The organism is Stutzerimonas tianxiuensis (assembly GCF_053470365.1).
This window is the reverse complement of sequence record NZ_JBPVWS010000016.1, coordinates 44859-67770: the sequence shown is the minus strand read 5'-3', so window position 1 is coordinate 67770 and position 22912 is coordinate 44859. Positions and strand designations below refer to the sequence as shown.

27 protein-coding genes are annotated in these 22912 nt (G+C 59.6%); 14 read left to right on the top strand and 13 right to left on the bottom strand.

The features are described 5' to 3' along the window. Window positions 1-488 precede the first annotated feature (488 nt). The 4 genes from ACSSNI_RS18495 to ACSSNI_RS18480 all read left to right on the top strand — a co-directional run bounded on the left by ACSSNI_RS18495 (window position 489) and on the right by ACSSNI_RS18480 (window position 2851). Window positions 489-1382: a site-specific integrase gene (locus tag ACSSNI_RS18495; RefSeq protein ID WP_003291594.1), complete on the top strand. Its 894-nt coding sequence runs from the start codon at window positions 489-491 to the stop codon at window positions 1380-1382. Window positions 1383-1574: 192 nt separating this feature from the next. Then, window positions 1575-1814 (top strand): ribbon-helix-helix domain-containing protein, encoded by a 240-nt coding sequence (locus ACSSNI_RS18490; RefSeq protein ID WP_003089107.1) that lies wholly within the window; start codon window positions 1575-1577, stop codon window positions 1812-1814. Next, window positions 1814-2224, top strand: coding sequence for a putative toxin-antitoxin system toxin component, PIN family (locus ACSSNI_RS18485; RefSeq protein WP_003150546.1), 411 nt, complete (start codon window positions 1814-1816; stop codon window positions 2222-2224). Before ACSSNI_RS18490 ends, ACSSNI_RS18485 begins: the two co-directional genes overlap by 1 nt. A 3-nt stretch (window positions 2225-2227) precedes the next feature. After that, window positions 2228-2851 carry a DUF4158 domain-containing protein gene (locus ACSSNI_RS18480; RefSeq protein WP_448259916.1) on the top strand — a complete coding sequence of 208 codons (624 nt, stop codon included), beginning with the start codon at window positions 2228-2230 and terminating at the stop codon, window positions 2849-2851. On the opposite strand, the gene ACSSNI_RS18475 is transcribed toward ACSSNI_RS18480, so the two are convergent. Genes ACSSNI_RS18475 through ACSSNI_RS18455 form a run of 5 tightly spaced genes read right to left on the bottom strand, consistent with a single transcriptional unit; the run spans window position 2787 to window position 7294 of the window. After that, window positions 2787-4001 carry an MFS transporter gene (locus ACSSNI_RS18475; protein WP_126152498.1) on the bottom strand — a complete coding sequence of 405 codons (1215 nt, stop codon included), beginning with the start codon at window positions 3999-4001 and terminating at the stop codon, window positions 2787-2789. The genes ACSSNI_RS18480 and ACSSNI_RS18475 overlap by 65 nt on opposite strands. Further along, a complete protein-coding gene (locus ACSSNI_RS18470; protein WP_003155013.1) occupies window positions 4001-4465 on the bottom strand; it encodes a chromate resistance protein ChrB domain-containing protein in 465 nt (154 codons plus the stop codon). The genes ACSSNI_RS18475 and ACSSNI_RS18470 overlap by 1 nt, the downstream gene beginning before the upstream one ends. Window positions 4466-4467: 2 nt before the next feature. Beyond that, window positions 4468-5061, bottom strand: coding sequence for a superoxide dismutase (locus ACSSNI_RS18465; protein WP_023443146.1), 594 nt, complete (start codon window positions 5059-5061; stop codon window positions 4468-4470). A gap of 59 nt (window positions 5062-5120) precedes the next feature. After that, window positions 5121-6353 carry a chromate resistance efflux protein ChrA gene (gene chrA / locus ACSSNI_RS18460; RefSeq protein WP_174236539.1) on the bottom strand — a complete coding sequence of 411 codons (1233 nt, stop codon included), beginning with the start codon at window positions 6351-6353 and terminating at the stop codon, window positions 5121-5123. Next, window positions 6350-7294, bottom strand: coding sequence for a chromate resistance protein ChrB domain-containing protein (locus ACSSNI_RS18455; protein WP_126152496.1), 945 nt, complete (start codon window positions 7292-7294; stop codon window positions 6350-6352). The genes chrA and ACSSNI_RS18455 overlap by 4 nt, the downstream gene beginning before the upstream one ends. A 277-nt stretch (window positions 7295-7571) precedes the next feature. Here ACSSNI_RS18455 and ACSSNI_RS18450 point away from each other — a divergent pair, with 277 nt between their 5' ends. The 7 genes from ACSSNI_RS18450 (at window position 7572) to ACSSNI_RS18420 (ending at window position 14298) form a co-directional block, all read left to right on the top strand. Next, entirely contained in the window at window positions 7572-8156 is a 585-nt protein-coding gene (locus ACSSNI_RS18450) for a recombinase family protein (protein WP_448259913.1), read from the top strand. A 101-nt stretch (window positions 8157-8257) separates the two neighbouring features. After that, window positions 8258-9940, top strand: coding sequence for a Mu transposase C-terminal domain-containing protein (locus ACSSNI_RS18445; RefSeq protein WP_031297276.1), 1683 nt, complete (start codon window positions 8258-8260; stop codon window positions 9938-9940). Between the two features lie 2 nt (window positions 9941-9942). Continuing rightward, window positions 9943-10851: a TniB family NTP-binding protein gene (locus tag ACSSNI_RS18440; protein WP_021264342.1), complete on the top strand. Its 909-nt coding sequence runs from the start codon at window positions 9943-9945 to the stop codon at window positions 10849-10851. Between the two features lie 20 nt (window positions 10852-10871). Beyond that, a complete protein-coding gene (locus ACSSNI_RS18435; RefSeq protein WP_202636815.1) occupies window positions 10872-12065 on the top strand; it encodes a TniQ family protein in 1194 nt (397 codons plus the stop codon). 46 nt (window positions 12066-12111) lie between these two features. Further along, a complete protein-coding gene (locus ACSSNI_RS18430; RefSeq protein WP_448259910.1) occupies window positions 12112-12480 on the top strand; it encodes a hypothetical protein in 369 nt (122 codons plus the stop codon). A gap of 84 nt (window positions 12481-12564) precedes the next feature. Continuing rightward, window positions 12565-13542, top strand: coding sequence for an endonuclease (locus ACSSNI_RS18425; RefSeq protein WP_448259908.1), 978 nt, complete (start codon window positions 12565-12567; stop codon window positions 13540-13542). 27 nt (window positions 13543-13569) lie between these two features. Further along, the gene (locus tag ACSSNI_RS18420) at window positions 13570-14298 is read left to right on the top strand and encodes an EAL domain-containing protein (RefSeq protein WP_448259906.1); all 729 of its coding nucleotides are present in this window, start codon (window positions 13570-13572) and stop codon (window positions 14296-14298) included. Window positions 14299-14559: 261 nt separating this feature from the next. On the opposite strand, the gene ACSSNI_RS18415 is transcribed toward ACSSNI_RS18420, so the two are convergent. From ACSSNI_RS18415 to ACSSNI_RS18380, 8 genes are all read right to left on the bottom strand, one after another. Further along, a complete protein-coding gene (locus ACSSNI_RS18415) occupies window positions 14560-15240 on the bottom strand; it encodes a hypothetical protein (RefSeq protein ID WP_019406669.1) in 681 nt (226 codons plus the stop codon). Between the two features lie 80 nt (window positions 15241-15320). Next, window positions 15321-15725, bottom strand: coding sequence for a hypothetical protein (locus tag ACSSNI_RS18410; protein ID WP_417447071.1), 405 nt, complete (start codon window positions 15723-15725; stop codon window positions 15321-15323). Further along, on the bottom strand, window positions 15718-16017 hold the full coding sequence (locus tag ACSSNI_RS18405) for a hypothetical protein (RefSeq protein WP_417447072.1): 300 nt from the start codon (window positions 16015-16017) through the stop codon (window positions 15718-15720). Before ACSSNI_RS18405 ends, ACSSNI_RS18410 begins: the two co-directional genes overlap by 8 nt. Before the next feature lie 133 nt (window positions 16018-16150). Continuing rightward, window positions 16151-17587 carry a UvrD-helicase domain-containing protein gene (locus tag ACSSNI_RS18400; protein WP_448259903.1) on the bottom strand — a complete coding sequence of 479 codons (1437 nt, stop codon included), beginning with the start codon at window positions 17585-17587 and terminating at the stop codon, window positions 16151-16153. Window positions 17588-18063: 476 nt separating this feature from the next. After that, window positions 18064-18381, bottom strand: coding sequence for a hypothetical protein (locus ACSSNI_RS18395; RefSeq protein WP_417447073.1), 318 nt, complete (start codon window positions 18379-18381; stop codon window positions 18064-18066). A gap of 327 nt (window positions 18382-18708) precedes the next feature. Continuing rightward, on the bottom strand, window positions 18709-18999 hold the full coding sequence (locus ACSSNI_RS18390) for a hypothetical protein (RefSeq protein ID WP_448259901.1): 291 nt from the start codon (window positions 18997-18999) through the stop codon (window positions 18709-18711). A gap of 15 nt (window positions 19000-19014) precedes the next feature. Next, entirely contained in the window at window positions 19015-19197 is a 183-nt protein-coding gene (locus ACSSNI_RS18385) for a hypothetical protein (protein WP_044316033.1), read from the bottom strand. A 248-nt stretch (window positions 19198-19445) separates the two neighbouring features. Then, the gene (locus ACSSNI_RS18380; RefSeq protein WP_279648798.1) at window positions 19446-20744 is read right to left on the bottom strand and encodes a tyrosine-type recombinase/integrase; all 1299 of its coding nucleotides are present in this window, start codon (window positions 20742-20744) and stop codon (window positions 19446-19448) included. 209 nt (window positions 20745-20953) lie between these two features. Between ACSSNI_RS18380 and ACSSNI_RS18375 the strand changes: the two genes are divergently transcribed. The 3 genes from ACSSNI_RS18375 (at window position 20954) to ACSSNI_RS18365 (ending at window position 22898) form a co-directional block, all read left to right on the top strand. Further along, on the top strand, window positions 20954-21301 hold the full coding sequence (locus tag ACSSNI_RS18375; RefSeq protein WP_279648797.1) for a hypothetical protein: 348 nt from the start codon (window positions 20954-20956) through the stop codon (window positions 21299-21301). Between the two features lie 4 nt (window positions 21302-21305). Then, entirely contained in the window at window positions 21306-21626 is a 321-nt protein-coding gene (locus ACSSNI_RS18370; RefSeq protein WP_279648796.1) for a hypothetical protein, read from the top strand. A gap of 174 nt (window positions 21627-21800) precedes the next feature. Continuing rightward, window positions 21801-22898 (top strand): ParA family protein, encoded by a 1098-nt coding sequence (locus tag ACSSNI_RS18365; RefSeq protein ID WP_044314870.1) that lies wholly within the window; start codon window positions 21801-21803, stop codon window positions 22896-22898. Window positions 22899-22912 lie beyond the last annotated feature (14 nt).

The window sequence follows — 22912 nt, the reverse complement described above, 5'->3', positions numbered from 1 at the left end:
GCTCTCACGGTTAACGCCCCGGAGGCCGTTCGGCTGGCTATCTAGTAGCGTGTCCGACCCAAACCCATAATTTAAAATTGGCACAAGCAGTATGCCGTGGGCAGTGGTGTCTCGGTAGGCGATTGCCCCAGTCCGTCGCCGACCCAAACTGTGAGCACAATTTAAAATCACTCCACTTGCTTCTGGCATTTTAAAATGTGAATCGGCTGTAAGAATGGGAGCACCTGCTCATACCCAGCGCTATCCAGTCGGCCTATGTGCTGCTCCCGGCCGGTCGTCTTGTGGGATCCGGTTAACATGGTGCGTCCTTGGCCAACGAACCAAAGTCCGGAATGCGATATAGAAAGGATAGAATTTTTGCACCTTTGCAATGTTTGGCTTTTGGGGTTATATAAAAAATAATGCTCTGGTTGTTGTTTTTTTGTTTTCGTATTTGCAATAATTGATTGTGTGGCATGTGTCACGCAAATAATAATTAGAAGAATAATATGAATGCAGAGACTCAAAGCGCCTATATTAGTTTGGCCAGTAATTTTTATGCGACTCGGATGCAGGGCGTTGAGCTTGATGAGCTCAATATTATTGGTGCTTTACTACGGGCGGCCCCTGATTACCGCCCGGATTATTATCGGCGCCTACGTAACGCTTTGGCGTTTGATCAAAAGCATCGAGGAAATTTCTGGGCTGCCCAAGAAATCAATCGTACGCTCAATCCGGTCACTGTGTTAAATCTGCCGCGAAAGAAAAAGCAGCGACGTCCGCAGAAGCTTTCTACCGCTGATTTCGAAGCGTGGCTACGGTGTCTGGCTGAACGAGATATGCCTGTCGAAGCGGGAGCTTTAATGGTGATATCTCTTACCGGAGCGCGACCATGCGAGCTTAACGGAATTTCTATCGATGGCCGGCGCATCCATATATCCGGTGCAAAGCTTAGCCACAACGGTTTACGCGGCGCTAGCCGAACGCTTGAGGCTGATGGAGACGTCTGCAATATCTTGAGAAACGCTCTCGCTGCTTTTAAATGTCAGCCGCGCAGTATGGATTCAATACGCGTTGCGCTTCACCAAGTCGCTACTGAGCTATTCGGTAGGAGGAAGGTGCCGAGTATGTACACACTTCGTCACCAGTTCGGCTCAAATCTGAAAGCCTCAGGCATGTCCGCAATAGAAATGGCATACGTCATGGGGCACCAGGCTACCGATTCGATTAGCCGCTATGGCGATAAAAGATTTGGACGTGCAGAAGCGGTTAAGGTTAAGCCTGCAAGCGATGCTGACTTTTCAAAGGTGAGAGATACAGTGCCTGCTCGAATGCGTGCGGACGCCGTGGCTCTTAATGATCAGCGAGACTTGGATCGTAGGACTGAGGTCGCTGACGGCTGAGGTGATGTGGTCATTTCAGCGGACAATCATGAATTCCTTAGGCTATAGAGCGTTTGTATCTAGCTCTGGTTTTGATAGCGGTTTCCACCTTTACGTCGTCAACGCTCAGGTATCTGTTCGTTTTGTCGAACCATTGCATCGCCCTTTGTGATTGGCGTATAAACACACAAACACCTATTAGCGGAGAACGCTATGAATACCATTCGCTGGAATGTCGCCGTCTCGGCCGACACCGACCAGTCGCTTCGGATGTTTCTGGCCAGCCAGGGCGGCGGCCGTAAGGGCGACCTGTCGCGCTTCATCGAAGAAGCGGTACGGGCACACATCCTGGAGCTGAGCGCTGAGCAGGCCAAGGCCGCTAACGCCCATCTGAGTGAGGCAGAATTGACCAACGCGGTTGACGAAGCGCTCGACTGGGCACGTAAGCGCTGATGCGGGTCGTGTTGGATACCAACATCCTGTTCAGCGCCCTGATCTCGCCACATGGCGCGCCCGATGCGATCTACCGTGCCTGGCGGGCGGCGCGTTTCGAGGTGGTGACCTCGCGGATGCAACTCGATGAAATTCGTCGAGCCAGCCGCTATCCCAAGCTTCAGGCCATCCTACAGCCCGCCAAGGTGGGCGCCATGATCAATAACCTGCAACGGGCTGTGGTACTGGAGCGCCTGACCATCGAGGTCGAAGCCGATGATCCGGATGACTCGTTTTTGCTGGCCATGGCCTTGGCGGGCGATGCGGACTACCTGGTAACCGGTGATCGCCGCGCCGGCCTGCTGCAACGCGGGCACATCGAACGCACGCGGATCGTCACGCCCGCCGTGTTCTGCGTCGAGGTGCTGTGATCAATGCCGGTCGGTTTTCTGACTCAAGAGCAACGCGACGGTTTTGGCCGCTATGTTGATTCGCCCAGCCGTGAAGAGCTGGAACGTTACTTCCACCTGAGCGATGAAGACCGTGAAGCCATCCAGGTGCTGCGGGGTAACCATAACCGTCTGGGTTATGCCGTTCTGCTGACCACCGTCCGCTTCGTTGGCGTTCTGCCGGACAAGCCCGCCGCCGTGCCGGTGGAAGTCCTGCAGGTGCTTTGCCGACAACTGGCGATTCCAGACCCCGACTGCCTCCAGCGCTATAGCGATCATCGCCGCTGGATACATGCCACCGATATTCAGAACCGCTTTGGCTATCGTCATTTCACCGATCCGGGCATCGGCTTTCGCTTGAGCCGCTGGCTGTATGCCCTCTGCTGGACGGGCACCGACCGGCCGGGAGTGCTGTTTGAGCGAGCCACCTCGTGGCTGTTCACACAGAAAGTCCTCCTGCCTGGTGTGTCTCAACTAGGGCAGCCCGCAGAATTCGGAAAAAATCGTACGCTAAGGCGCCCCATCTGCTTGCGCGCGAGCGCTCTCAAGAGGAGGGTTTCTCGTGCTTCCGAAACGCGCGCCAAAGTGCAACGTCATAGGCGATCTTGAGCAGGCCGCAGGCAACCAGCGGCGCCGCCAGCCAGCCAGCGGCGAACAGGGCGCCGCCAATGGCGGGGCTCGCTGCGGCGGCAAGGCTCCTGGGAGCGGCGGTGAAGCTCGCCGCCGCGGCGCGCTCTGCCGGCGTTACCACCGCCATGACGAAGGCCGAGCGCGTCGGCACGTCCATCTGCGACAGGGCGCTGCGCAGGAACAGCAGCGCGAGCGCCGCCGGCAGGCTATCGGCGAAGGCGGCGAGGATCAGACAGACGCTGGACGGGATGTGCGTGAACACCATCGTATTGATCAGACCAATATGGCGTGCCACCCAGGGGGCGGCGAGCTGGGAGCCGGCCGACAGCAGTCCGGCCCAGAAGAAGAACTGGCCGGCAGCGGCGAGTGAGAGGTCGAAACGCTCGAACAGCCAGAGCGCGAGTAAGGTATTGACGATCAACCCGCCGGCGAAGGCATCGACCGAGAACAGCGCCGCCAGTTTGATCACGATGCCGCGCGAAGGCCCCAGTGCTGCGGACGGCGCCGCCTGCTCGTGCACGCGGTGGTCCGGCAAGGCGCGATACAGGACGAAGATCGCGACACCGATCAGCCCGTAGGCGACGAACATCAGGCGCAACGCGTCGAGTTGGGCCAGGCCGGCATCAGTCAGCACTTGCGGGATCACGGTCGCCAGCGAACCGGTCGCGGCACACAAGGCGCCGACGAAGGTGTAGCGCGCGAACAGGAAGGTGCGCGCCTCGCCTTGTGCCGATTCGGCCAGCCGCGCATGCTCCAGCGGCAGAAAGACGCTGACGTCGCCGGAGCTGGGGTTCATCGTGCCGACGAAGGCGACGATCAGCAGCGGCCAGAAGGCGCCGATGCCGCCCAGGCCGGCCAGCAGCAGACCGGTGGCGGCCATCAGCCAGGCGGCGGCGAGGAGCAGCCGGCGCTGCGGAAAGCGATGGCCCCATTGCCCGACCGCCAGGGTCGCCAGCGCCGATCCGAGCAGGGTGGCGGAGCTGATCAGCCCGACTTCCCACTTGCCGAGCCCGAGCGTGAGCAGATAGACCGGCAGCAGAATGGCCACAAAGCCGTCGGTGAAGGCCCGCAGGGCCCGGCCGATCAGCAGCAGGCGTGCCTCGGGCGCGACGCCGGCGGGCAGCAGCATCACTTCAGGCCGGGCAGGCGGGCGACCGTCTTCAGCGGCCCCGTGGTTGAGTGGGCGCACCAGGCGTAGAGCGCGTCGTACATCACCATGCCTGCCTTCAGCATCTCGTGGTCGTCGGCGAAGTTGAGCGACAGCCCTTGCGAGATGGCGAGCAGGCCGGCCGCTTCGGTCGCCAGTTGCGGCTGGGCACAGTCGGCGGCCCGCACGATGAGCGCCAGCTTGTTCAAGGCCGGATCGTCGAGTTTGTACTTCTCGATGAAGGCATCGAAGCTGCAGCGGTCGCTGTGGTGGCCGAGCTCTACATTCGGCACGTCATAGGGGATCGCGCCGGTGTCGGCCGCGACTCTCATGACGTCACTTGCCGGCACGTACAGGAACTCGGGGGCCTCGTCGACGAAGCGCGCTACCAGCCAGGGGCAGGCGATGCGGTCGATCTTGGGCCGTTCGCGGGTGATCCATTTCATGCTCAGCCCTCCACCTTGGCAAATGCAGCGTCGGCAGCCGTCCAGGACAGGTTCTGCATGAAGGCGTCCACATAGGCCCCGGCCTTGGCGCCGAAGTCCATGTGGTAGCTGTGCTCGTACATGTCCAGGGCGATGAGCGGCGTGGCGCCGGCGAGGTTGTGGGCGTGGTCGGCGGCCCAGGCGTTCACGAGGCGCCCGCGGCGCGGGCTCCATACCAGCAGGGTCCAGCCGGAGCCGCCGCCCTGGGCCTTGCCCATGGCCGTGAATTCGGCGCGCCACGCGTCCACGGAGCCGAAGTCCCGCTTGATGGCCTGCTTCAACGCTCCGCCAGGGTCGCCGCCGGTACCGCCGAGGGAATCGAAGTACACCTCATGCAGGATCATGGAACCGCTGGCGATCATCTCCTCGCGCTTGAGGCCGTTGATCTCGAACACCGGGGCGCTGGCCCAGGTCAATTCGGCCAGGCGCTGCTCGATGGCATTGAGGCGCTTGACCGCCCCGCCGTAGTTGTTTTCCCAGTGGCTGACGATGAGCTTCTCGGACAGGCCGGTGAGTTTGGCCGGATCGCACGAAAGGGGCTTCAGTTCGTAAGGCATCTTGGCTTCCTCAGTAGGGTGGATCGGAAACGGCGCGGCGAAGGCTGACTCGATCAGATTCAGCCTTGGTTCGGAAACACCAGCCAGCCCGCCAATCCCGCCGCGAGGATCACGACGACGACGTTGAGCTTGTTCTTCCAGGCATAAAGGAATGCCAAGCCTGCGGCGAAGATTGACATGCCCATCGTCAGCGATGGCACACGTTCAGCCGTGACCTGCGCCAGGTCGAGGGTGGTTGCGCCGATCAGGCCGACTACGCCGGCCGCGACGCCGTCCAGGAACGCGTGCAGCCGTTTGTTCTCCACGACCGCCTCCAGCCGGTCGTAGAAAATCAGCGAGAACGCAAAGGCCGGAAGAAAGACACCCACCGTCATGGCCACCGCCCCGATCGGCCCCCCTGCCACATAGCCGACGAACGTGGCGAAGATGATGAGGGGTGCCGGCAGCACACCGGACAGTGCCAGGCCGTCCAGGAACTGCCCATCCGTCATCCACCCGCGCCCGACGGCGTCGTTGCGAACGAACGGGATCGCCGTGTAGGCGCCGCCGAAGGTGAGCAAGCCGGCCTTCAGGCCCGAGGCGAAGATGAGCAGCACCGATGCCTGGCCTTGAACGACCGTTTCCACCAGCTTCGCCGCCGGCGCAGCCCACAAAGCCACGGCCGCGGCCAGCGCCACCGCCCCCAGTGTCACCAGCAGCGCCAAGACTCGATGCTTCAGCACGAGCAGGGCGTACACCAGGCCGCTCGCCGGCAGGGTGATCCAGAAGTCGACACGAGCCATGGCGGCCAGCGCGCAAACGATGGCAATGGCCCACAACCAGCGATCGAGCAGGATGTGCTCGCCGATGCGGTGCACGGCGCGCACGATCAGGGCGATCACGGCCGCCTGCACGCCAAGGAACGCCGCGCCCAGCGAGGTGCCCACGAATTCGATCTGGAAGTACAGCCAGGACAGCGCGAACATCAGCAAGAATCCGGGAAGCATGAACCCGAGTCCCGCCAGTACGCCCCCAAGCCGCCCCTTCGCTCGGATGCCCAAATGAACGCATATTTCGTGCGCTTCGGGTCCGGGCAGCACCTGCATCACCGCAAGCAGCTTGTTGAAGCGTCTGCTGGAGATCCAGCGTTCCTCGTCCACGAGCTCGCGGCGCAACATGCCGATCTGAGCCACAGGCCCGCCCCATGCGAGCAAGCCGAACTTGAGGAAGCGCGCGAAGAGCTGCAGGTAGCTCATCGCTGGAGGGACGGCTTCAGTCGTGGCAGCGGTCTGAGGTCTGGTCGGGGCGTTCACGTTGCTTTGTCCTCGTAACTCTTGAGTAGCCAGTCAAAGACTTCACACGCGCGGGTAAGCAGCGCGTCGTCGTCGGGTTCGGATGCGCGCAGGCCGGCGAGCAGCGCTTCGATGCCCAGCGCTTCCGCGACCGGGAGTCCCCCCACGTCCAGGCAATGCACGAGCTCGCCCAGACGTACCAGTGCAGGGGCGGAATCAAGTCCGAAACTCGCCAGCAGCGTCTCGAAGGTGACCTTGGTGCCGACGTGGCTGAACGCCGCTCCGTCGAAATCGAAGCCGAGCCAATCAGCTTTGCAGTCGGAGGGGCTCGCCAGCCAGACGATGCGAGCGCTCGGGTCGATGAACCGGCGGATCAGCCAGGCACTGGCCAGCCGATCCACCCACGGGCGCGCCCGCGTGGCCCAGGTGCGGCCCTGATAGTCGGAGCGGCCCAGCCGCGGAACATCCGCCTCCCGGGCGGTCGGCTCGTCGGGAGACAGGCGGCGGGTGATCGCGTCGCGCAGGTCGTCGAGCAGCTTCAAGGTCTGGCGCTGCGCCTCGCCAGGGAAGAAGTCGATGCGCGCCACCTGCTCGAAGCGGCGCACGAGCGCCTGGAGCTTGCGTGCGGCGGCTGCGCCATCCAGGGATGTCAGGCTCCGTCCGAGCTCCTTGATCTCCTCGGCGATGCCGGCGTACTCCTCGCCACGGTCGAACAGGGCGCGCAGTGCAGCCTCCTGGGCTTCGTCACACCCCGACAGACGATAGACCTCGCCGCTGCCTCCGGCCTCCGCCGCCTGCGCCGCCACTTCGTCCAGCGCTGCGGCGTTGTCGGCCGTGTCGGGCAGCAGATAGACCCCATCACGCAGCGTTGCGCAGCCCAGCGCCTTGACGGAGCGCCAGGCGCGCATGCGGCCGGTCGATGCCTTGGTGGGCAGGCTGATGAATAGGGCAAGAAAGCTCAAGCACGGGCTCCTTCGTCAACAAGGAATAGCGAATGTAATAGACTCTACATCACGTTATAGTTAAAACTCAATTTGTGCTGAAGCGTCAATTTAAGGCATACCCTAACTGGATGTCAGGAAAGGCCGCGCCGCACCGTCAGAATAGAGTCTACTTTCATATTCTTTGACACCTGCTTGCCAAGGTCACAGATTTCAGCCTGACAAATTCAAGGCTTAGGGCGCAATGGAACCAAAAACCAACGTAAGCCCTGCCGCCCATCCAGCCCATGGAGGCATCTTGCAGGGACAACGCATCGGTTACGTCCGGGTCAGCAGTTACGACCAGAACCCGGAACGCCAACTTGAGCAGGTCGAGATCGGCAAGCTGTTCACCGACAAAGCCTCGGGCAAGGACACCCAGCGTCCACAGCTGGAGGCCATGCTCGGTTTCGTCCGCGAAGGCGATACCGTGGTGGTGCACAGCATGGATCGCCTGGCACGAAACCTCGATGATTTGCGCCGCCTGGTGCAGAAGCTGACCAAGCGCGGTGTGCGCATCGAGTTCTTGAAGGAAGGCCTGGTGTTCACCGGCGAGGACTCGCCGATGGCCAACCTCATGTTGTCGGTCATGGGGGCCTTCGCCGAGTTCGAGCGCGCCCTGATCCGTGAGCGGCAGCGCGAAGGCATCGCCCTGGCCAAGCAGCGCGGCGCGTACCGGGGCCGCAAGAAGGCCCTGTCCGACGAGCAGGCTGCTACCCTGCGGCAGCGGGCGGCTGCCGGCGAGCCCAAGGCGCAGCTTGCCCGCGAGTTCAACATCAGCCGGGAAACCCTCTACCAGTACTGTCATTTTCAGAAGACGACTGCACCAATTGACGGGGCGTAACGCCAGATGTGCAGGCGACTCCTGACAACGCAATATCAGAAGTCATCTGCACCAATCTCGACTATGCTCAATACTCGTGTGCACCAAAGCGAGGTGTGAGCATGGCGTCAGACACATCATTGATTGCCGAGCAAGGCGTGGCCACCCTGCCCGATGCGGCTTGGGCGCAGGCCCGGCAACGGGCGGAAATCATCGGGCCGCTGGCAGCGCTTGATGTGGTCGGGCATGAAGCCGCCGATGCCGCTGCTCACGCGCTTGGCCTGTCCAGGCGGCAGGTGTATGTCCTAATCCGCCGTGCCCGGCAAGGTGCTGGGCTTGTGACGGACCTGGCTCGCAGCCGATCCGGCGGCGGAAAAGGCAAGGGACGCTTGCCGGAATCAGTTGAGCGCATCATCCGCGAGTTGCTGCAAAAGCGCTTCCTGACCAAGCAGAAGCGCAGCCTGGCGGCCTTTCACCGCGAAGTCACTCAGGTGTGCAAGGCTCAAAAACTGCGAGTGCCGGCGCGCAACACCGTGGCCTTACGGATCGCCGGCCTCGATCCGCTCAAAACCATGCGCCGCCGGGAAGGCCAGGATGCCGCCCGCGACCTGCAAGGTGTAGGCGGCGAGCCTCCTGCCGTGACCGCGCCGCTGGAGCAGGTACAGATCGACCATACGGTCATCGACCTGATCGTGGTCGATGAGCGCGACCGGCAACCGATTGGCCGCCCGTACCTGACCCTCGCCATCGACGTGTTTACCCGCTGCGTGGTTGGAATGGTGGTCACGTTGGAAGCGCCATCCGCCGTCTCGGTCGGCCTGTGCCTTGTGCATATCGCCTGCGACAAGCGCCCTTGGCTGGAAGGGCTGAACGTGGAAATGGATTGGCCGATGAGCGGCAAGCCCTTGCTGCTCTACCTAGACAACGCGGCCGAGTTCAAGAGCGAGGCCCTGCGCCGGGGTTGCGAGCAGCATGGCATCCGGCTGGACTATCGTCCGCTGGGACAGCCGCACTATGGCGGCATTGTGGAACGGATCATCGGCACGGCGATGCAGATGATCCACGACGATCTACCGGGAACAACCTTCTCCAACCCGGACCGGCGCGGCGACTACGATTCCGAAAACAAGGCCGCTCTGACATTGCGCGAGCTGGAGCGCTGGCTCACATTGGCGGTCGGCACCTATCACGGCTCCGTGCACAACGGCCTGTTCCAACCGCCGGCGGCGCGCTGGGCTGAGGCCGTGGCGCGTGTCGGTATACCGGCCGTCGTCACCCGCGCCACGGCTTTTCTGGTCGATTTTCTGCCCATCATCCGCCGCACGCTGACCCGCACCGGCTTCGTCATCGACCACATCCACTACTACGCCGATGCGCTCAAGCCGTGGATAGCTCGGCGCGACCGCTTGCCTGCGTTCCTGATCCGGCGCGACCCGCGCGACATCAGCCGCATTTGGGTGCTGGAGCCGGAGGGTCAGCACTACCTGGAAATTCCCTACCGTACCTTGTCGCACCCGGCTGTCACCCTATGGGAACAACGGCAGGCGCTGGCGAAATTACGGCAGCAAGGGCGCGAGCAGGTGGATGAATCGGCACTGTTCCGCATGATCGGGCAGATGCGCGAGATCGTGACCACCGCACAGAAGGCCACGCGCAAGGCGCGGCGCGATGCGGATCGACGCCAGCACCTCAAGGCAACGACACCGCCTGTCAAAGCGATGCCACCGCCGGACGCAGAGATGGCTGACCCGCAGGCAGACAAGCAGCCACCAGCCAAGCCGTTCGACCAGATCGAGGAGTGGTAGCCGTGGACGAATATCCCATCATCGACTTGTTACACCTGTTGCCGGCGGCGCAGGGATTGGCCCGGCTGCCGGCGGGCGAGCGCATCCAGCGTCTTCGCGCCGACCGCTGGATCGGCTATCCGCGCGCGGTCGAAGCGTTAAACCGGCTGGAAACCCTGTATGCGTGGCCGAACAAGCAGCGCATGCCAAACCTGCTGTTGGTCGGTCCAACCAACAACGGCAAGTCGATGATCATCGAGAAGTTCCGGCGCACGCATCCAGCCAGCGCCGACGCCGACCAGGAGCACATCCCGGTACTGGTCGTTCAGATGCCGTCTGAGCCGTCGGTGATCCGTTTCTATGTTGCGCTGCTCGCCGCAATGGGCGCGCCACTGCGCCCGCGCCCCCGACTGCCAGAAATGGAACAACTGGCGCTGGCACTGCTGCGCAAGGTCGGCGTGCGCATGCTGGTGATCGACGAGTTGCACAACGTCCTGGCCGGTAACAGCGTCAACCGCCGGGAATTCCTCAATCTCCTGCGCTTCCTCGGCAATGAACTGCGCATCCCACTGGTCGGGGTCGGCACGCGTGACGCCTACCTGGCCATCCGCTCCGATGACCAGTTGGAAAATCGTTTCGAGCCGATGATGCTGCCGGTATGGGAGGCCAACCACGATTGCTGCTCACTGCTGGCCAGCTTCGCCGCTTCGCTTCCACTGCGGCGACCCTCGTCGATTGCCACGCTGGACATGGCCCGCTACTTGCTCACACGCAGCGAGGGCACCATCGGCGAACTGGCGCACTTGCTGATGGCGGCGGCCATCGTCGCCGTGGAGAGCGGCGAGGAAGCGATCAACCATCGCACGCTGAGCATGGCCGATTACACCGGTCCCAGCGAGCGGCGGCGGCAATTCGAGCGGGAACTGATGTGAAGCCAGCGCCACGCTGGCCACTGCATCCGGCCCCCAGAGAAGGCGAAGCCTTGTCTTCGTGGCTCAACCGCGTGGCCATTTGCTATCACATGGAGGTGTCCGAGCTGCTGGAGCACGATCTTGGTCACGCTCAGGTCGATGACCTGGATACCGCGCCACCACTGGCGCTGTTGGCGATGCTCTCCCAGCGGAGCGGCATCGAGCCGGACCGGCTGCGTTGCATGAGTTTCGCCGGCTGGGTGCCTTGGCTACTGGACAGCCTTGATGATCAGATTCCAGACGCATTGGAAACCTATACGTTCCAGCTCTCGGTGCTGCTGCCGAAACTCCGCCGTAGGACGCGATCCATCACGAGCTGGCGTGCCTGGCTGCCCAGCCAGCCGATACATCGCGCCTGTCCGCTCTGCCTGAACGATCCGGAGAACCAAGCCGTACTGCTCGCGTGGAAGCTGCCCCTGATGCTGAGTTGCCCGCTGCATGGCTGCTGGCTGGAATCCTATTGGGGCGTGCCAGGGCGGTTTATCGGCTGGGAGAACGCCGACGCCGAACCGCGCACCGCCAGCGACGCGATTGCGGCGATGGACCAGCGTACCTGGCAGGCACTGACAACCGGTCACGTGGAGCTGCCGCGCCGAAGCATCCACGCCGGATTGTGGTTTCGGCTGCTACGCACGCTGCTCGATGAGCTGAACACCCCGCTTTCCGCGTGCGGAACCTGCGCGGGGTATCTCCGCCAAGCCTGGGAAGGCTGCGGGCATCCGCTGCGTGCTGGGCAAAGTCTGTGGCGACCGTATGAAACCCTGAATCCGGCAGTACGGTTGCAGATGCTGGAGGCGGCGGCAACGGCAATCAGCTTGATTGAGGTGAGGGACATAAGCCCGCCGGGCGAGCATGCAAAGCTGTTCTGGTCCGAACCCCAAACCGGTTTCACCAGTGGCCTGTCGGCGAAAACGCCGAAGCCCGAACCCGTCGATCACTGGCAACGGGCAGTCCAGGCCATCGATGAGGCCATCATTGAAGCGCGGCACGACCCCGAGACGGCACGCTCGCTGTTCGCGTTGGCTTCCTATGGTCGGCGCGACCCCGCTTCCTTGGAACAGTTGCGCGCCACCTTCGCGAAGGAAGGCATCCCCCCGGAATTTCTGTCACATTATGAGCCTAGCCTACCCTTTGCATGCCTTAGACAGAATGACGGGTTAAGTGACAAATTTTGACGTGCAGAGCTTCCCGATGCAAACTGTCACATAATCGAACGTATACGTGACGGGTGAAAAGGTGCTGATCGGCTACATGCGGGTATCGAAGGCGGACGGATCCCAGTCCACCAATTTGCAACGCGATGCGCTCATCGCCGCTGGTGTACGAATGGCAACACGCAGCAGCGAGGGAAAAATGATCTGCTTTGTTACTGATGTGAATGCTGGCGAGCCTGACATTCTGGCGGCCATCGCCAACGGTCCCTTGGAGATCTGCGATCTGCGGGGAACGCTGATTCATGCTGAGCCGGCTCCTGCATCTGGCTGGACACATGAGGCGTTGCTTGCCATAGCCGGCTTATTGAAGGACCGCACCCAGGATGGTGCAGACGCTTTCATAGCCGGCGAATGGGTAGGAAGCACGGAAGTCTAAAACTGACAACAATCGTGTCAGATACCAGCCCAATTTCCGGGTTTCGATCTATAGCATGGCGTGAAACTACCCACGCCGTGCTCCATGAAAACCACTGCCCTCATTCTCGCTGCTTTTCCGGCTGCCATCTCACTGGTGTGCACTGCCGCACCGGCGACGTTCGACCAAGCGAAAGTTGAGCTACGCGAGCGCGTCTACTTCGACCGTAACCTTCAGGGTGACACCTACTGCGGCTGCACATGGCGCTGGGTTGGTCGCACGGGTGGACGCATCGACCCCCGGTCTTGCGGATATGAGGTTCGAGCGTTACCTGAGCGTGCGGCGCGGATCGAGTACGAGCACATAACGCCGGCCTGGTCGTTTGGTCACCAGCGCCAATGCTGGCAGAACGGCGGGCGGAAGAACTGCGTGGCGACCGATCCTGTGTTCCGCGCCATGGAGGCCGATGCACACAACCTCACCGTAGTCGTCGGTGAGGTCAACGCTGACCGATCCCATTACAACTACGCACAGCTCTCCAAAACCCCCTATCAGTACGGCGCATGCGCGACCCGCGTGGATTTCAACCAGCGTGCAGCCGAGCCTCGCGACGAAGCCAAAGGACTCGTGGCCCGTGTGCAGCTCTACATGCACGACTGGTACGGCTTGAGGATGTCCCGGCAGCAGCAGCAGCTTTTTACCGCCTGGGATCGCATGTACCCACCCAGCGACTGGGAACTCGAACGCGACCGGCGAATTGCGAAGGTGATGGGGCACAGCAATCCCTATGTCACCGGCGAGCGCACCTGGTCGGTGGGGCAGCAACCGAGTGGCGACGGACTTGCGACACCGGGCGTGGCCACTCATCCCTTCCAGGGGAAGAATTCCCGCTCCATTCCGCAGCACTCACAAATGACGGGCGCCACGGGAGGCAGCGTTATAGGCAACCGCAATAGCCGCGTCTATCACCTGCCGACTGGTTGCCCCAGTTATGACCTCGTGCGCGAGCACAACCGCGTTACCTTCCAGACCGCTGCACAGGCCGAACAAGCAGGCTTCCGCCTGGCTGGGAATTGCAGATAACCGAAACCTTCACGATCCGAGGGCCACATGCTCAAGATTGCCCAGCAAACCATTCACAGAAGCGACGGAGCCGCCGTCGCAACCGAGGTTCTGGCGCGCCTGCAGCTTGGCGACACGGTGCTAAGCCCACCTCGCTTCATGGCCGGCAAGTCGATGGCTTCATGGTTCGCGCTCGACATTGAGGTGCTGAACATGCTGGAGGCCAGCACGGCGCAGCTCCATTCACCGCTGCCCGTGTTCATGAACATATCGGTTGCCACACTCGACATCGGAACATTCTTCAACATCTTCCAATCGAAACTGATGGCGCTTGATCCAGAAGTCCGTAATCGCCTGGTGATCGAAATTCCAGAGAGTTCCGGTATGCGTGGCGCTGAGCTTGTGAGGCGGCTGCGTGCGATCAAGAGCACCGGAGCCAAGGTAGCCATTGATGATTTCGGGCAGGAACATGCCAATCAAGAGCGCCTGGAGGCGTTCGATTGGGACTTCTGCAAGATCGATCTCCCGGCAATCCAGACTACGGAAAATCTGAACTGGGTTGATGCAGCAATCCGGCACTGCTATGCCAACAAGACGCACCTGATCATGGAGAAAGTCGAGTCGTCGCAAGATATCGACCACCTGCTGCATCCGATTAGGAATACTGCGTGGTTTCAGGGGTACTGTTTCTCGCGTCCTGAAGTCGTAGGGCCGACTCATGCTCTGGTGGGGCTTGAGCAATCTCGTGCAAACGCTGGGGTGTTGGCGTGGGGCTGATGCCAAGATGATTTTGCCGGCACGAACAGCCGGGCATGGCGGGCAATCTTCAAGTTACGGCCCCTATGGGCTCGCTGGTGCTCCTTTTGGACGCTGAGGGCTAGGACTACACGCCACACCCGCAGAACGACCTTGCGAGGCGTCTCCTGCGGGATTCTGGAAAGCGTAGCGGTCAGTCCCAGGCTTCATTTTGAAGTGGTTCGGCTAAATCACCACCGCCCTCAGCTTCAACAACAGGCCGCTATGCGGCGATCAAGGCCGCTACTTCCAGTGTGCCTGCGCGATTTCGCTCACCAACCACGACCAATAGCCGCAGATCGTGTCCTCATTGGCCACCGCCTCGCGCCACATTTGGCGAGTGAACATCGGATGCTCACCGGCGCCTTCGGGGTTGTACTTATCGTCAAGCTGATCGGCGCTCAGATGCGCGTCTTCATCGTAGCCAGTGTTGATCACCAGGCCCTCATGAAGCTGGCAGACGGGCATGAAGATTTCCGCCTCAGTATCCTCACACACCAGCCGCACGGTCGCCCGATCAGCCGCGAGGACCTTCCACTTCGATCCGGCCATAATCGGCTGGCCATCGCCATCTTCATAAGCTACGTCCTTCTCAGCTTTGAGAACGCACCCGAGGGGTAGGAGAGGGACATCCAGCATGCCACTGTAATCGCCGTCGCTTGGGAATGCCTGATGGCCCTCAGGGGGCGTCAGCCAGCTCTGTTTCTTGGGATCGAACACCATCAGGGTGAAATGCTCGGCACGGTTCAGGGTGACATTCGCATTGAAGGCATTCAGCGCCGCCGTCGCCTGTTGGGAGGGGTAATCCATGACATCAACCTCAACGCCATGGACGCCTACCAGCTCGCGATCAGCCTCGTGCAGATGGATGGTGGCCTTGTTGGGCAGGACATGAACCTGGATTGAGCTAGTCGTAACCGACATGTGAAAACTCCGTTTTTGTTGAAGGTGCAGCGCAATGCTGTCTCATGGGCGCTTAAACCCAAGAGCAGGGAAGTGGGGGCTTAGCTGAGCAGGTGGGGAGTCACATAGCGCTCAAGATCCTGATAGGACCAAAAGTCCCAGGCCTCTTTCGCTAGTTCCTCGCAGCGGGCTTCAAGGCGAATTTGTTCCGCCTCAACCGTCATGACAACCGGATGTTCGGAGGTAATTCCTGCGCCCGTTGCATCGGGCCGATGCTCGACATACCAACCGTCCGCACGTCGAGGCTGCACGAAAGCCGACCAGCCGCTGATGATCGACAGTCGGCCGAAAGGAGAGTCCAGCCGGGCCTCGACAAGGCCGTGAGCGAAGTCCTGGTGATTGCCGGAAAATCTGCTCCTCGTGACCGACACCACTACGGGTCCGTCGATTTCGCCCTGGTGCTCCAACCAGTCCACGAAGGAGCTGAACTCAATCGACTCACTCATGGCTAAGCCGCTCGGCAACAGCCTTAGGGTTACAGCCGGCGAGACGGCGCCCGTAGATCGTGTAGTTGCGCCAACCATCGTTCAGGCACTCGGTCTGGTGCTCGATCATGTACGCCTGAATACGTTCAACGACATCAGGGTGCAACTCGAACCCGTACTGGGAACTGCTCGGCAAGATGAAGGCCAGCCAATGCTCGCTTCTGGAGCTAGGCATCACGGGCATCGGTACCGGCGTCAGTGCAAGTTCAAGTCTGCAGGCGGTGACGATGGTCAAAGGCGAATGATCGGACATCGGGGGCACTCCGGGAGGCTGGTATTGCCCACACTACCGCTGCATTGGTCAAACCCAAGGACTACGCCGCCTCTGCTGCGCGCTTGAAGGTAAGGGGGATATTCGGCCGCTTGCCGTCACGCCGGCCCACGAATTATTCGTGCATGATTTCCAGCACTGGACCGTTGATAGCCAGAACCTTCATCGCTCGCGTGCTGGCGACATACAGCAGGTTCATTTCGTCCTCGAACTGCTCAAGCGTATTTTCCGGGTTGAACGGCTCGAAGGAGAAGTCATCGCTTAGCTCCACCGCATCCCATTCCAGGCCCTTGGCTCGGTGCGCTGTACTGACCGAGATTGTGGCTTCCAGCTCGTCCTTGACTGCCGTGCGGCGAAGTTTGGCAAAGAGGTCGGGCAGGGCGTTTTTGTACTGCTCGACCACTCGTAGCGTGCGCTGCATCTCAGCATCTTGGCTCTCTGTTGCGATTTCCTCGTACAGGTCGAACGTAGGATATTCTTGCATCAGGCGCTTGTTCTTGATTTTGTCCCGCTGCTCGGCATAGAGCCAATACAGGTCTTCGATGTCCTGCAGGTGGTAGCTATCGATGCCGCCGACCCAGTAGATTTGCTCATTCTTGGCCTGTGCAATCAGGGCCGTCTCGATGACGCCGATTACAGTGCGGCAGAGAACGGTACGGTGCTCCAGGTCCTCGGGAAGGGTTTTTGTCACTCGGGTGGCCTCGCCCAGCCCTACCAGCGGCCGCGTTTCGCCTTTGAAGTGCAGGATCATGTTCGCCACCTTCGCGACGGCCGGGCCGAAGCGGAAGCTCTGGGTGAGGTAGTGCGTCTCGGCCTTGTCGAGCCAGTGAGCATCTAGCGCATCGACGGCTCCCCTGAAGCGATACAGCATCTGGTGGCCGTCACCGCACACAACAACACCCATACCGTATCGCGCTTGGTCAGCAAGGACGCCGGCCAGCAGAGGGTTGATATCCTGCGCCTCGTCCGCCAGCACAATATCGAAACGCTTCGACAGATCCGGGCGGGTGAGCGCCCACGCCTTCAGGTACCCATCGTGGGTCTGGAGGACAGAGGTATCGCGCACATCGAGCATGCGATTCCAGAGATGATTGGCGCTGGCGACGATCTTTCCTGCGGCGCGCTTCATGCGTTCGTTCTTGAGCCTGCTCGATGGCACATGATCGATTGTGATGCTGTCATCCGCACTGGCCAGGAAGGCATTGAGCGTGTCTTGCACCGCGCGCACGAAATCCCAGCTCTGACTCGAAATCGCGCGGGCGATATCAGTCAGCCTGAGATTCCCGGTGAGCTTGTGCTGGTACTTCGCACCCATCGAACCATAAGCAAGCCCGTGTGAGGTCTTGCATGTCACATGGAGTGGGAATTTCTCTTTGGCCGTTATCTCGACACTCTTGTTGTAGCAGAGGTAGAGAATGCGCTGTTGGGGATGAGCTTGGGCATACCCAACCAGTGTGGTTGTCTTGCCAGTTCCGGCGAATGCGACAAGCCTGATCAGGCGAGCAAGCGAGTTAATCGCAGGTTGTTGCTCGTGCGTGAAGGCGAATGACATGGTTACTTCCTCCTGGGCTGAATGAAATTATCCCTCGCTCAAAAGGAAACCCAAGCATTACCCATTATCGCTCCGCGATATTTACACAGAACGGCTGCTCACAGTCTGCAAGTAGGCCTACGCTGTAGGCGGCAACCAACCCAAACGCCACTACGGGAACCAAGGCATATAACGCCTTAGGATACCTTTTCCCGAACTGCAAGAAACACCACATGAAGGCCAGGAAAGCAATAATTAAGAGAAGAAAAGACATGTGCAAAGACCTCGTTGAAGACTAATTTAATTCGTCAACCACCGCAGCAATTAGCACAGAGGTCGCTTAGCCTTAACAATAAATTCGTACCAGCGAAACAGCACAACGATGCCACAAAGATCTCTTGCCAGACACCATTGCAGCGCAAGCGATACCGCATCCAAAGCGGTCACGTTGCATCACCTTCTTGATTCGGCAGGCCGTCTCCCAGTCGTTCATCAAACTATCTCGCGGTTTGGTTTCGAATGTTCATAGCCGCACCTATCACGAGGATGGTCACGCCAGCGCAAACTAGGACAAGGGGCAACGGCATGCCGACCACCTCAATCCCAGCAAGCGTTTGGAAGATGCTCTCCCATTGAACACCGGGATCGGGCTGACCGAGCACAAAAAGTGTGACGCCAATGTGGATGCCCATTACGCCTGGGATGAAAGACCACCCAAAGAAATCAGCAACCATGTGCAGCATCGTGTAGAACAAGTACAGAAACAACGCTGGCAACGCAAAGATGAAAATCACAAACTCAACAAGTACGGACATACGAGTTTCCTGACATATTTAGATGATTACTTTTACCTGAGAATAGTCTAAGGCGCGACTACTGATTCAATTCGCAACCGACTCCCCAGGTGAACATATTAGGTAGTGCTTCACACGCCTCTACTCTCAAAGCAGAACGCAAATGGCTGTTGGACGGACTGGACTGTGCTCTTTAACGGCCGTATTTAACCATGCAGCCGCTGCCGCGTTGCACTTCTCCTGCGAGGAGAATCCAGGAACGTGTGTTATTGCCTGGCCACCACTTGAACTTCCAGTCGCCAAGGACAAAATAAGTACCCAAACATTCATACAATTTCCTCAAAAACTTCAGCAGCCAATCGGAGATAAGATGCAGTAACGATCCTGCCAACCCATGTCAGCATTGATAAACCATAAGATCATCCCAGTGATGATCAAACTTGAAGCTACGCGAGTAATCCAAGGTTTACGGAGGAAATAGCCGTAGGCAAAAACGATAGGCGACAGTGCAACACACATGACGCCGACAGCCCGGAACAGGCTGAAATAGTCAGTAAGTGCGATGACACCAACGGTGATGCACAGCACCGCAGTAACTCGCAGAATGCGGCCCATTGGGTCAGCGGCAATGATGCCCATGGTCGATGCCCTCGATCACTTCAGTCCGAAGTTGCGCTTCAGCTCTACGATGCGTAGGACGCGCTTTCGGTGGGCCTGGGCGGAGCCCTCATCAGCCTTAAACGCGCCGTATGCGACAGCTGCGGTGTACTGTTCGTCCTGCTTTACCAGATCCAGCAGTTCCTGAAGCTGTTCCCGCATCTCGTCGAAGATGGCCATTGTCGATTACCGTGGTTTGTTCGCTGAGGTAGGTTGATATGAGTCCAGCATGACGACACTTAGCGCAATCCCAATGCCATGCCGGCATTCTCCCATAGCCTGCACACATGGAAGGCCTGAAAGGTCACCACTTTCTGGTAAGAAAACTAGGACAATGCCAATGAGGTATTGGTAGCCCTGTATGGCCCGCACATAGCTCTCGACGCCTGCTTGCGGCAAGCACAGTCGATTAGGCGATCACCCGTGAGCTACTGCCTCCTGACTGGCAGCCCTTTGACGGAACTGGCCCGCTGATCGTCAAGAGAGTTGTAGTAGACATCGACCGTGGTCCTCATGCTCTCGTGGCGCAGATCAGCCTGCAGATCCTTTGCATCACGCAGCGGTGCGTCGAAGGTTGCTGAGGTGTGGCGCAGCCAGTGCAGAGACGCATCACGGAGACTGACGATTTCCGCCTCGTTCCAGGCGTCGTGTTTCATCCGTTCGATGGCTTGGTCAAACACGCCCTGGATGAGCAGACGAATTTGCCGATCACTCAACCCAGCGCGCCCATTGAGGGCCTGCAGAAGCGGCGTGCTCTCTCCAGGGGCTGGTGTTGCTGAGAGGCCAAGGTGGCGCCGGTATCGCGCCATGTAGGTGTTCATGTAGTCGTCACGAACGCTGATTTTGGCAGCTTTGTTGCCCTTGCCGACCACATGGAAGAACCAAATGCCCTGTCCGTTGCGCCGGAAGTCCCCCATTGTTGGTTCCCAGTTATCCCGGCCAACCAGATCGGACACCCGCAAGTACATAGAGAAGATGGTGGCTAGGATGAACAGGGTGCGCTCATGTGCGTCATCGGCATCAGCCATCCTCTCGGCGGTTTCGATCACGTAGTCCCACTGCAGGGGCGTGAGCGACCGACTGCCGACCTCCCAGGTATTTCGCTGCTTGTACCGCGACTTCTGCTTGATCGCCCGGAAAGGATTTGCCTCGGTGAAACCTTCATCATTGGCGTGCTGATAGAAGCTGCCGCAGACGGCGAAAATCTGCGCCACGGAGCCCTGAGATGGGGTGTATTTTTTTTCCTGGCAGGCCGTTCCTGAATCGAGTTTGGCTCGCTTAGGCGCAACCACATTGAACGGGCGCCATGCCTCGTTGACCTGATAGACATCACTGTCTTGGGCCTTGCGTCCGCCGATGCGGTTGAAGCGCGACTTGACCACCGGACCGACCCATCCAGGAGGAGGATTCAGACAGAACTCCATGAAGGACTCGGCATCGACGCGGGTCAGATCCAGGATGGGTTTGCGACGGATCAGCAGCGACCAAAGCAGCAAGCGCTCGGCATGAGTTCTGTAGGAGTTGAACGTGGTTTCGTTGCCGGCGTAGGAGTTGAGGAAGCTGCGAACGACTTGGTAACCATCTACGGCTCGAAGCTCGGCCGGAAATGCTTGAAGGTAATCGCGAACGGCGGGTAGCTCAGCGCTGAGGTTCAGGTGATTGAGGGCCTGAAATCTCTGGTACGTCTCGAACAGTGGCGCAGGCGCGGTTTTGTTTGGGCTCGGCATAGGACATTCCAGGCGATGAAATCTGTCCTGATTCTGCTGTGCACCGGCCCTCTGTGCAATATCCGAGTCTGGTGATTATCGGATATTGCTTATCTCTATATCCACTCCCCGGCCGCTGCCACTCCACCTGAATGGCCGGCATCAGGTCAGCTTGGGTTCCCTTGGATCGTTGGTAACTTGAGTACATCTCCCGCTGCAACGAGACACCCATGCAAGCCAAAATCATCAAGCCCAAGGCTCCGCACGCGAAGCTGCGCATGCTCGATCTGATCGAGCGCGGAATCATCATTGCAATCTCGCGCCTCACGGTTGACCAAGTGGAGACAGATCACGGCTGGGTCGTGCAAACGCTGGCCATCGGCGCGACTCACGATACGCCATCCGCCTTCCCGGTGGTCGTCATCGATCAGCACGCTGACGATTGCGAGGCCATGAAGTACGCCGTATCGATCTTTGAAGCATTGAAAGCCCGAGGCCTGCTCAGCTCGGATCAAGCTGCTCGGTACCGACGCGCTCTGATCACGCTCGTGCCGCAAACATCCAGGACTGAGGGTTGAATTCATGACCACTACAGATAGCCAGGCTGCACCGCATGAGCTGCTTCGTGAGGAGTTCTGTGCATTGGCCAAGGCAGTTCGCCTGAGCAACCACGGCCGGCGGTGGAATGTTGAGCTTGGAGAGCATTATTCGGCTTTCTCGGACGCCGAAACGGCAGACCTTGCCCTTCGTGACGTGCACCGTGCTGCCGTTAATAACGCCCTCTTCTTCAACGATCCTGTGCAGTCTGGCTCGCTCTACGGCACAACCACCCTCCCCCCGGCCCATGTACTCGATCAGTACCCGGACCTGATCGAACTGTTCCCGAATGCCGTTGCGATATGACGCTGGCCTCTTCTCTGAGCCCGCCTATGCGGGCTTTTTTCTACCTGCCGTAAAAAATACTTTTAAGTCTTTCCACGTAAGCTTTTTAGCTCTAATCAACGCTCGCGTATGACGCAGACTTGATTTACAACGCACACCGTGTAAAGTCTCACCAAAATCACTCAAGGAATCGACATGGAAAACACCCGACCGCCCTACCCTAACTACGATGAGATCGCTTACGCGCCTCAGTTTGCCGCCGACTGCCTGGGCATCTCTCAGCGCGCATTGCGCCTGGTCGAAGACGAGCCAGGAATAGAGATTCGCCGGATCAATAGCGGCTCGGTTGCGCGTCGTGTGTACTCCCCTGCTGACCTGTTCCAGATCGCTGCCTTGCGCCGCAGCAAAGGTCTTACCCGGACGCTCAAGCGGCCGATGACGATCTCCACATACGTGCAGAAAGGGGGTACGGCCAAAACCACCAACTGCGTGAATTTGGCCATTTATTTGGGGTTCATGGGGCTGAAGGTCCTGATCATCGATAATGACCCGCAGAGCGATGCAACGGAGATGCTCGGCTACTATCCCGACCTCACCCCGGAAGAGCTGGAGGACCTTGGAATTCCTGCAGATCGCGGCGTAGACGGAAGCCTTGGCAACGTGCTGGGCATTCGTGGACTTTTCGCCCCCAAATCCCTCGATGAGATCATCAAAAAGCCTTTTGGTGAGTATGGGCCTCACCTCATCCCATCGGAGGAGCAGCTGGAAGAGCTGGAGATTGGCATCAACGCATCGCAGAACCACGACTACCGCTACGCCACCCTCATCTCGAAGGGGCTGAAAGGCGAGTTCCCCGGTGTGGACCTGCGCTCTTATGACGTGATTATTTTCGACAATGCCCCTACAGCATCCCTTATGACTCGCAACAGTCTTGTCGCTTGTGACTTGATTGTCTGCCCAATCAGGATGGATAAATTCTCCTCGCGCGCCCTCGCCCGCCTGGGTGACCGTCTTCGCGCTTCCCACGAGGAGTACGGTCGCACCCCGGCCGTAGCAGCCATTCCTACGATGTTTATCAAGAATCGCCCACGGGCCATGGAACACCTGGCGAAGCTGGAAGATGTTTTCCCTGGGTGCGTTACGGAATCGAAGCTGTATATGTCTGAAGACTACTCCAAGGCCCTCGAACTGGGCCTGCCGATCCTTACCTGGAAGGGTGCTTCTGACAATTCCGCTGGCGCCATGCGGTCTGTTTACAGTGAAATTCTTGATCGACTGATTGCGCTGAGCTAATCAGGTCACCACAA

What these genes read in the sequence shown, in the direction of transcription:
- ACSSNI_RS18495 (WP_003291594.1), top strand. Translation starts at nt 489, where the DNA reads ATGAATGCAGAGACTCAAAGCGCCTATATTAGTTTGGCCAGTAATTTT.
- ACSSNI_RS18490 (WP_003089107.1), top strand. Translation starts at nt 1,575, where the DNA reads ATGAATACCATTCGCTGGAATGTCGCCGTCTCGGCCGACACCGACCAG.
- ACSSNI_RS18485 (WP_003150546.1), top strand. Translation starts at nt 1,814, where the DNA reads ATGCGGGTCGTGTTGGATACCAACATCCTGTTCAGCGCCCTGATCTCG.
- ACSSNI_RS18480 (WP_448259916.1), top strand. Translation starts at nt 2,228, where the DNA reads ATGCCGGTCGGTTTTCTGACTCAAGAGCAACGCGACGGTTTTGGCCGC.
- ACSSNI_RS18475 (WP_126152498.1), bottom strand. Translation starts at nt 4,001, where the DNA reads ATGCTGCTGCCCGCCGGCGTCGCGCCCGAGGCACGCCTGCTGCTGATC.
- ACSSNI_RS18470 (WP_003155013.1), bottom strand. Translation starts at nt 4,465, where the DNA reads ATGAAATGGATCACCCGCGAACGGCCCAAGATCGACCGCATCGCCTGC.
- ACSSNI_RS18465 (WP_023443146.1), bottom strand. Translation starts at nt 5,061, where the DNA reads ATGCCTTACGAACTGAAGCCCCTTTCGTGCGATCCGGCCAAACTCACC.
- ACSSNI_RS18445 (WP_031297276.1), top strand. Translation starts at nt 8,258, where the DNA reads ATGGCGTCAGACACATCATTGATTGCCGAGCAAGGCGTGGCCACCCTG.
- ACSSNI_RS18425 (WP_448259908.1), top strand. Translation starts at nt 12,565, where the DNA reads ATGAAAACCACTGCCCTCATTCTCGCTGCTTTTCCGGCTGCCATCTCA.
- ACSSNI_RS18420 (WP_448259906.1), top strand. Translation starts at nt 13,570, where the DNA reads ATGCTCAAGATTGCCCAGCAAACCATTCACAGAAGCGACGGAGCCGCC.
- ACSSNI_RS18415 (WP_019406669.1), bottom strand. Translation starts at nt 15,240, where the DNA reads ATGTCGGTTACGACTAGCTCAATCCAGGTTCATGTCCTGCCCAACAAG.
- ACSSNI_RS18410 (WP_417447071.1), bottom strand. Translation starts at nt 15,725, where the DNA reads ATGAGTGAGTCGATTGAGTTCAGCTCCTTCGTGGACTGGTTGGAGCAC.
- ACSSNI_RS18405 (WP_417447072.1), bottom strand. Translation starts at nt 16,017, where the DNA reads ATGTCCGATCATTCGCCTTTGACCATCGTCACCGCCTGCAGACTTGAA.
- ACSSNI_RS18400 (WP_448259903.1), bottom strand. Translation starts at nt 17,587, where the DNA reads ATGTCATTCGCCTTCACGCACGAGCAACAACCTGCGATTAACTCGCTT.
- ACSSNI_RS18395 (WP_417447073.1), bottom strand. Translation starts at nt 18,381, where the DNA reads ATGTCCGTACTTGTTGAGTTTGTGATTTTCATCTTTGCGTTGCCAGCG.
- ACSSNI_RS18390 (WP_448259901.1), bottom strand. Translation starts at nt 18,999, where the DNA reads ATGGGCATCATTGCCGCTGACCCAATGGGCCGCATTCTGCGAGTTACT.
- ACSSNI_RS18385 (WP_044316033.1), bottom strand. Translation starts at nt 19,197, where the DNA reads ATGGCCATCTTCGACGAGATGCGGGAACAGCTTCAGGAACTGCTGGAT.
- ACSSNI_RS18380 (WP_279648798.1), bottom strand. Translation starts at nt 20,744, where the DNA reads ATGCCGAGCCCAAACAAAACCGCGCCTGCGCCACTGTTCGAGACGTAC.
- ACSSNI_RS18375 (WP_279648797.1), top strand. Translation starts at nt 20,954, where the DNA reads ATGCAAGCCAAAATCATCAAGCCCAAGGCTCCGCACGCGAAGCTGCGC.
- ACSSNI_RS18370 (WP_279648796.1), top strand. Translation starts at nt 21,306, where the DNA reads ATGACCACTACAGATAGCCAGGCTGCACCGCATGAGCTGCTTCGTGAG.
- ACSSNI_RS18365 (WP_044314870.1), top strand. Translation starts at nt 21,801, where the DNA reads ATGGAAAACACCCGACCGCCCTACCCTAACTACGATGAGATCGCTTAC.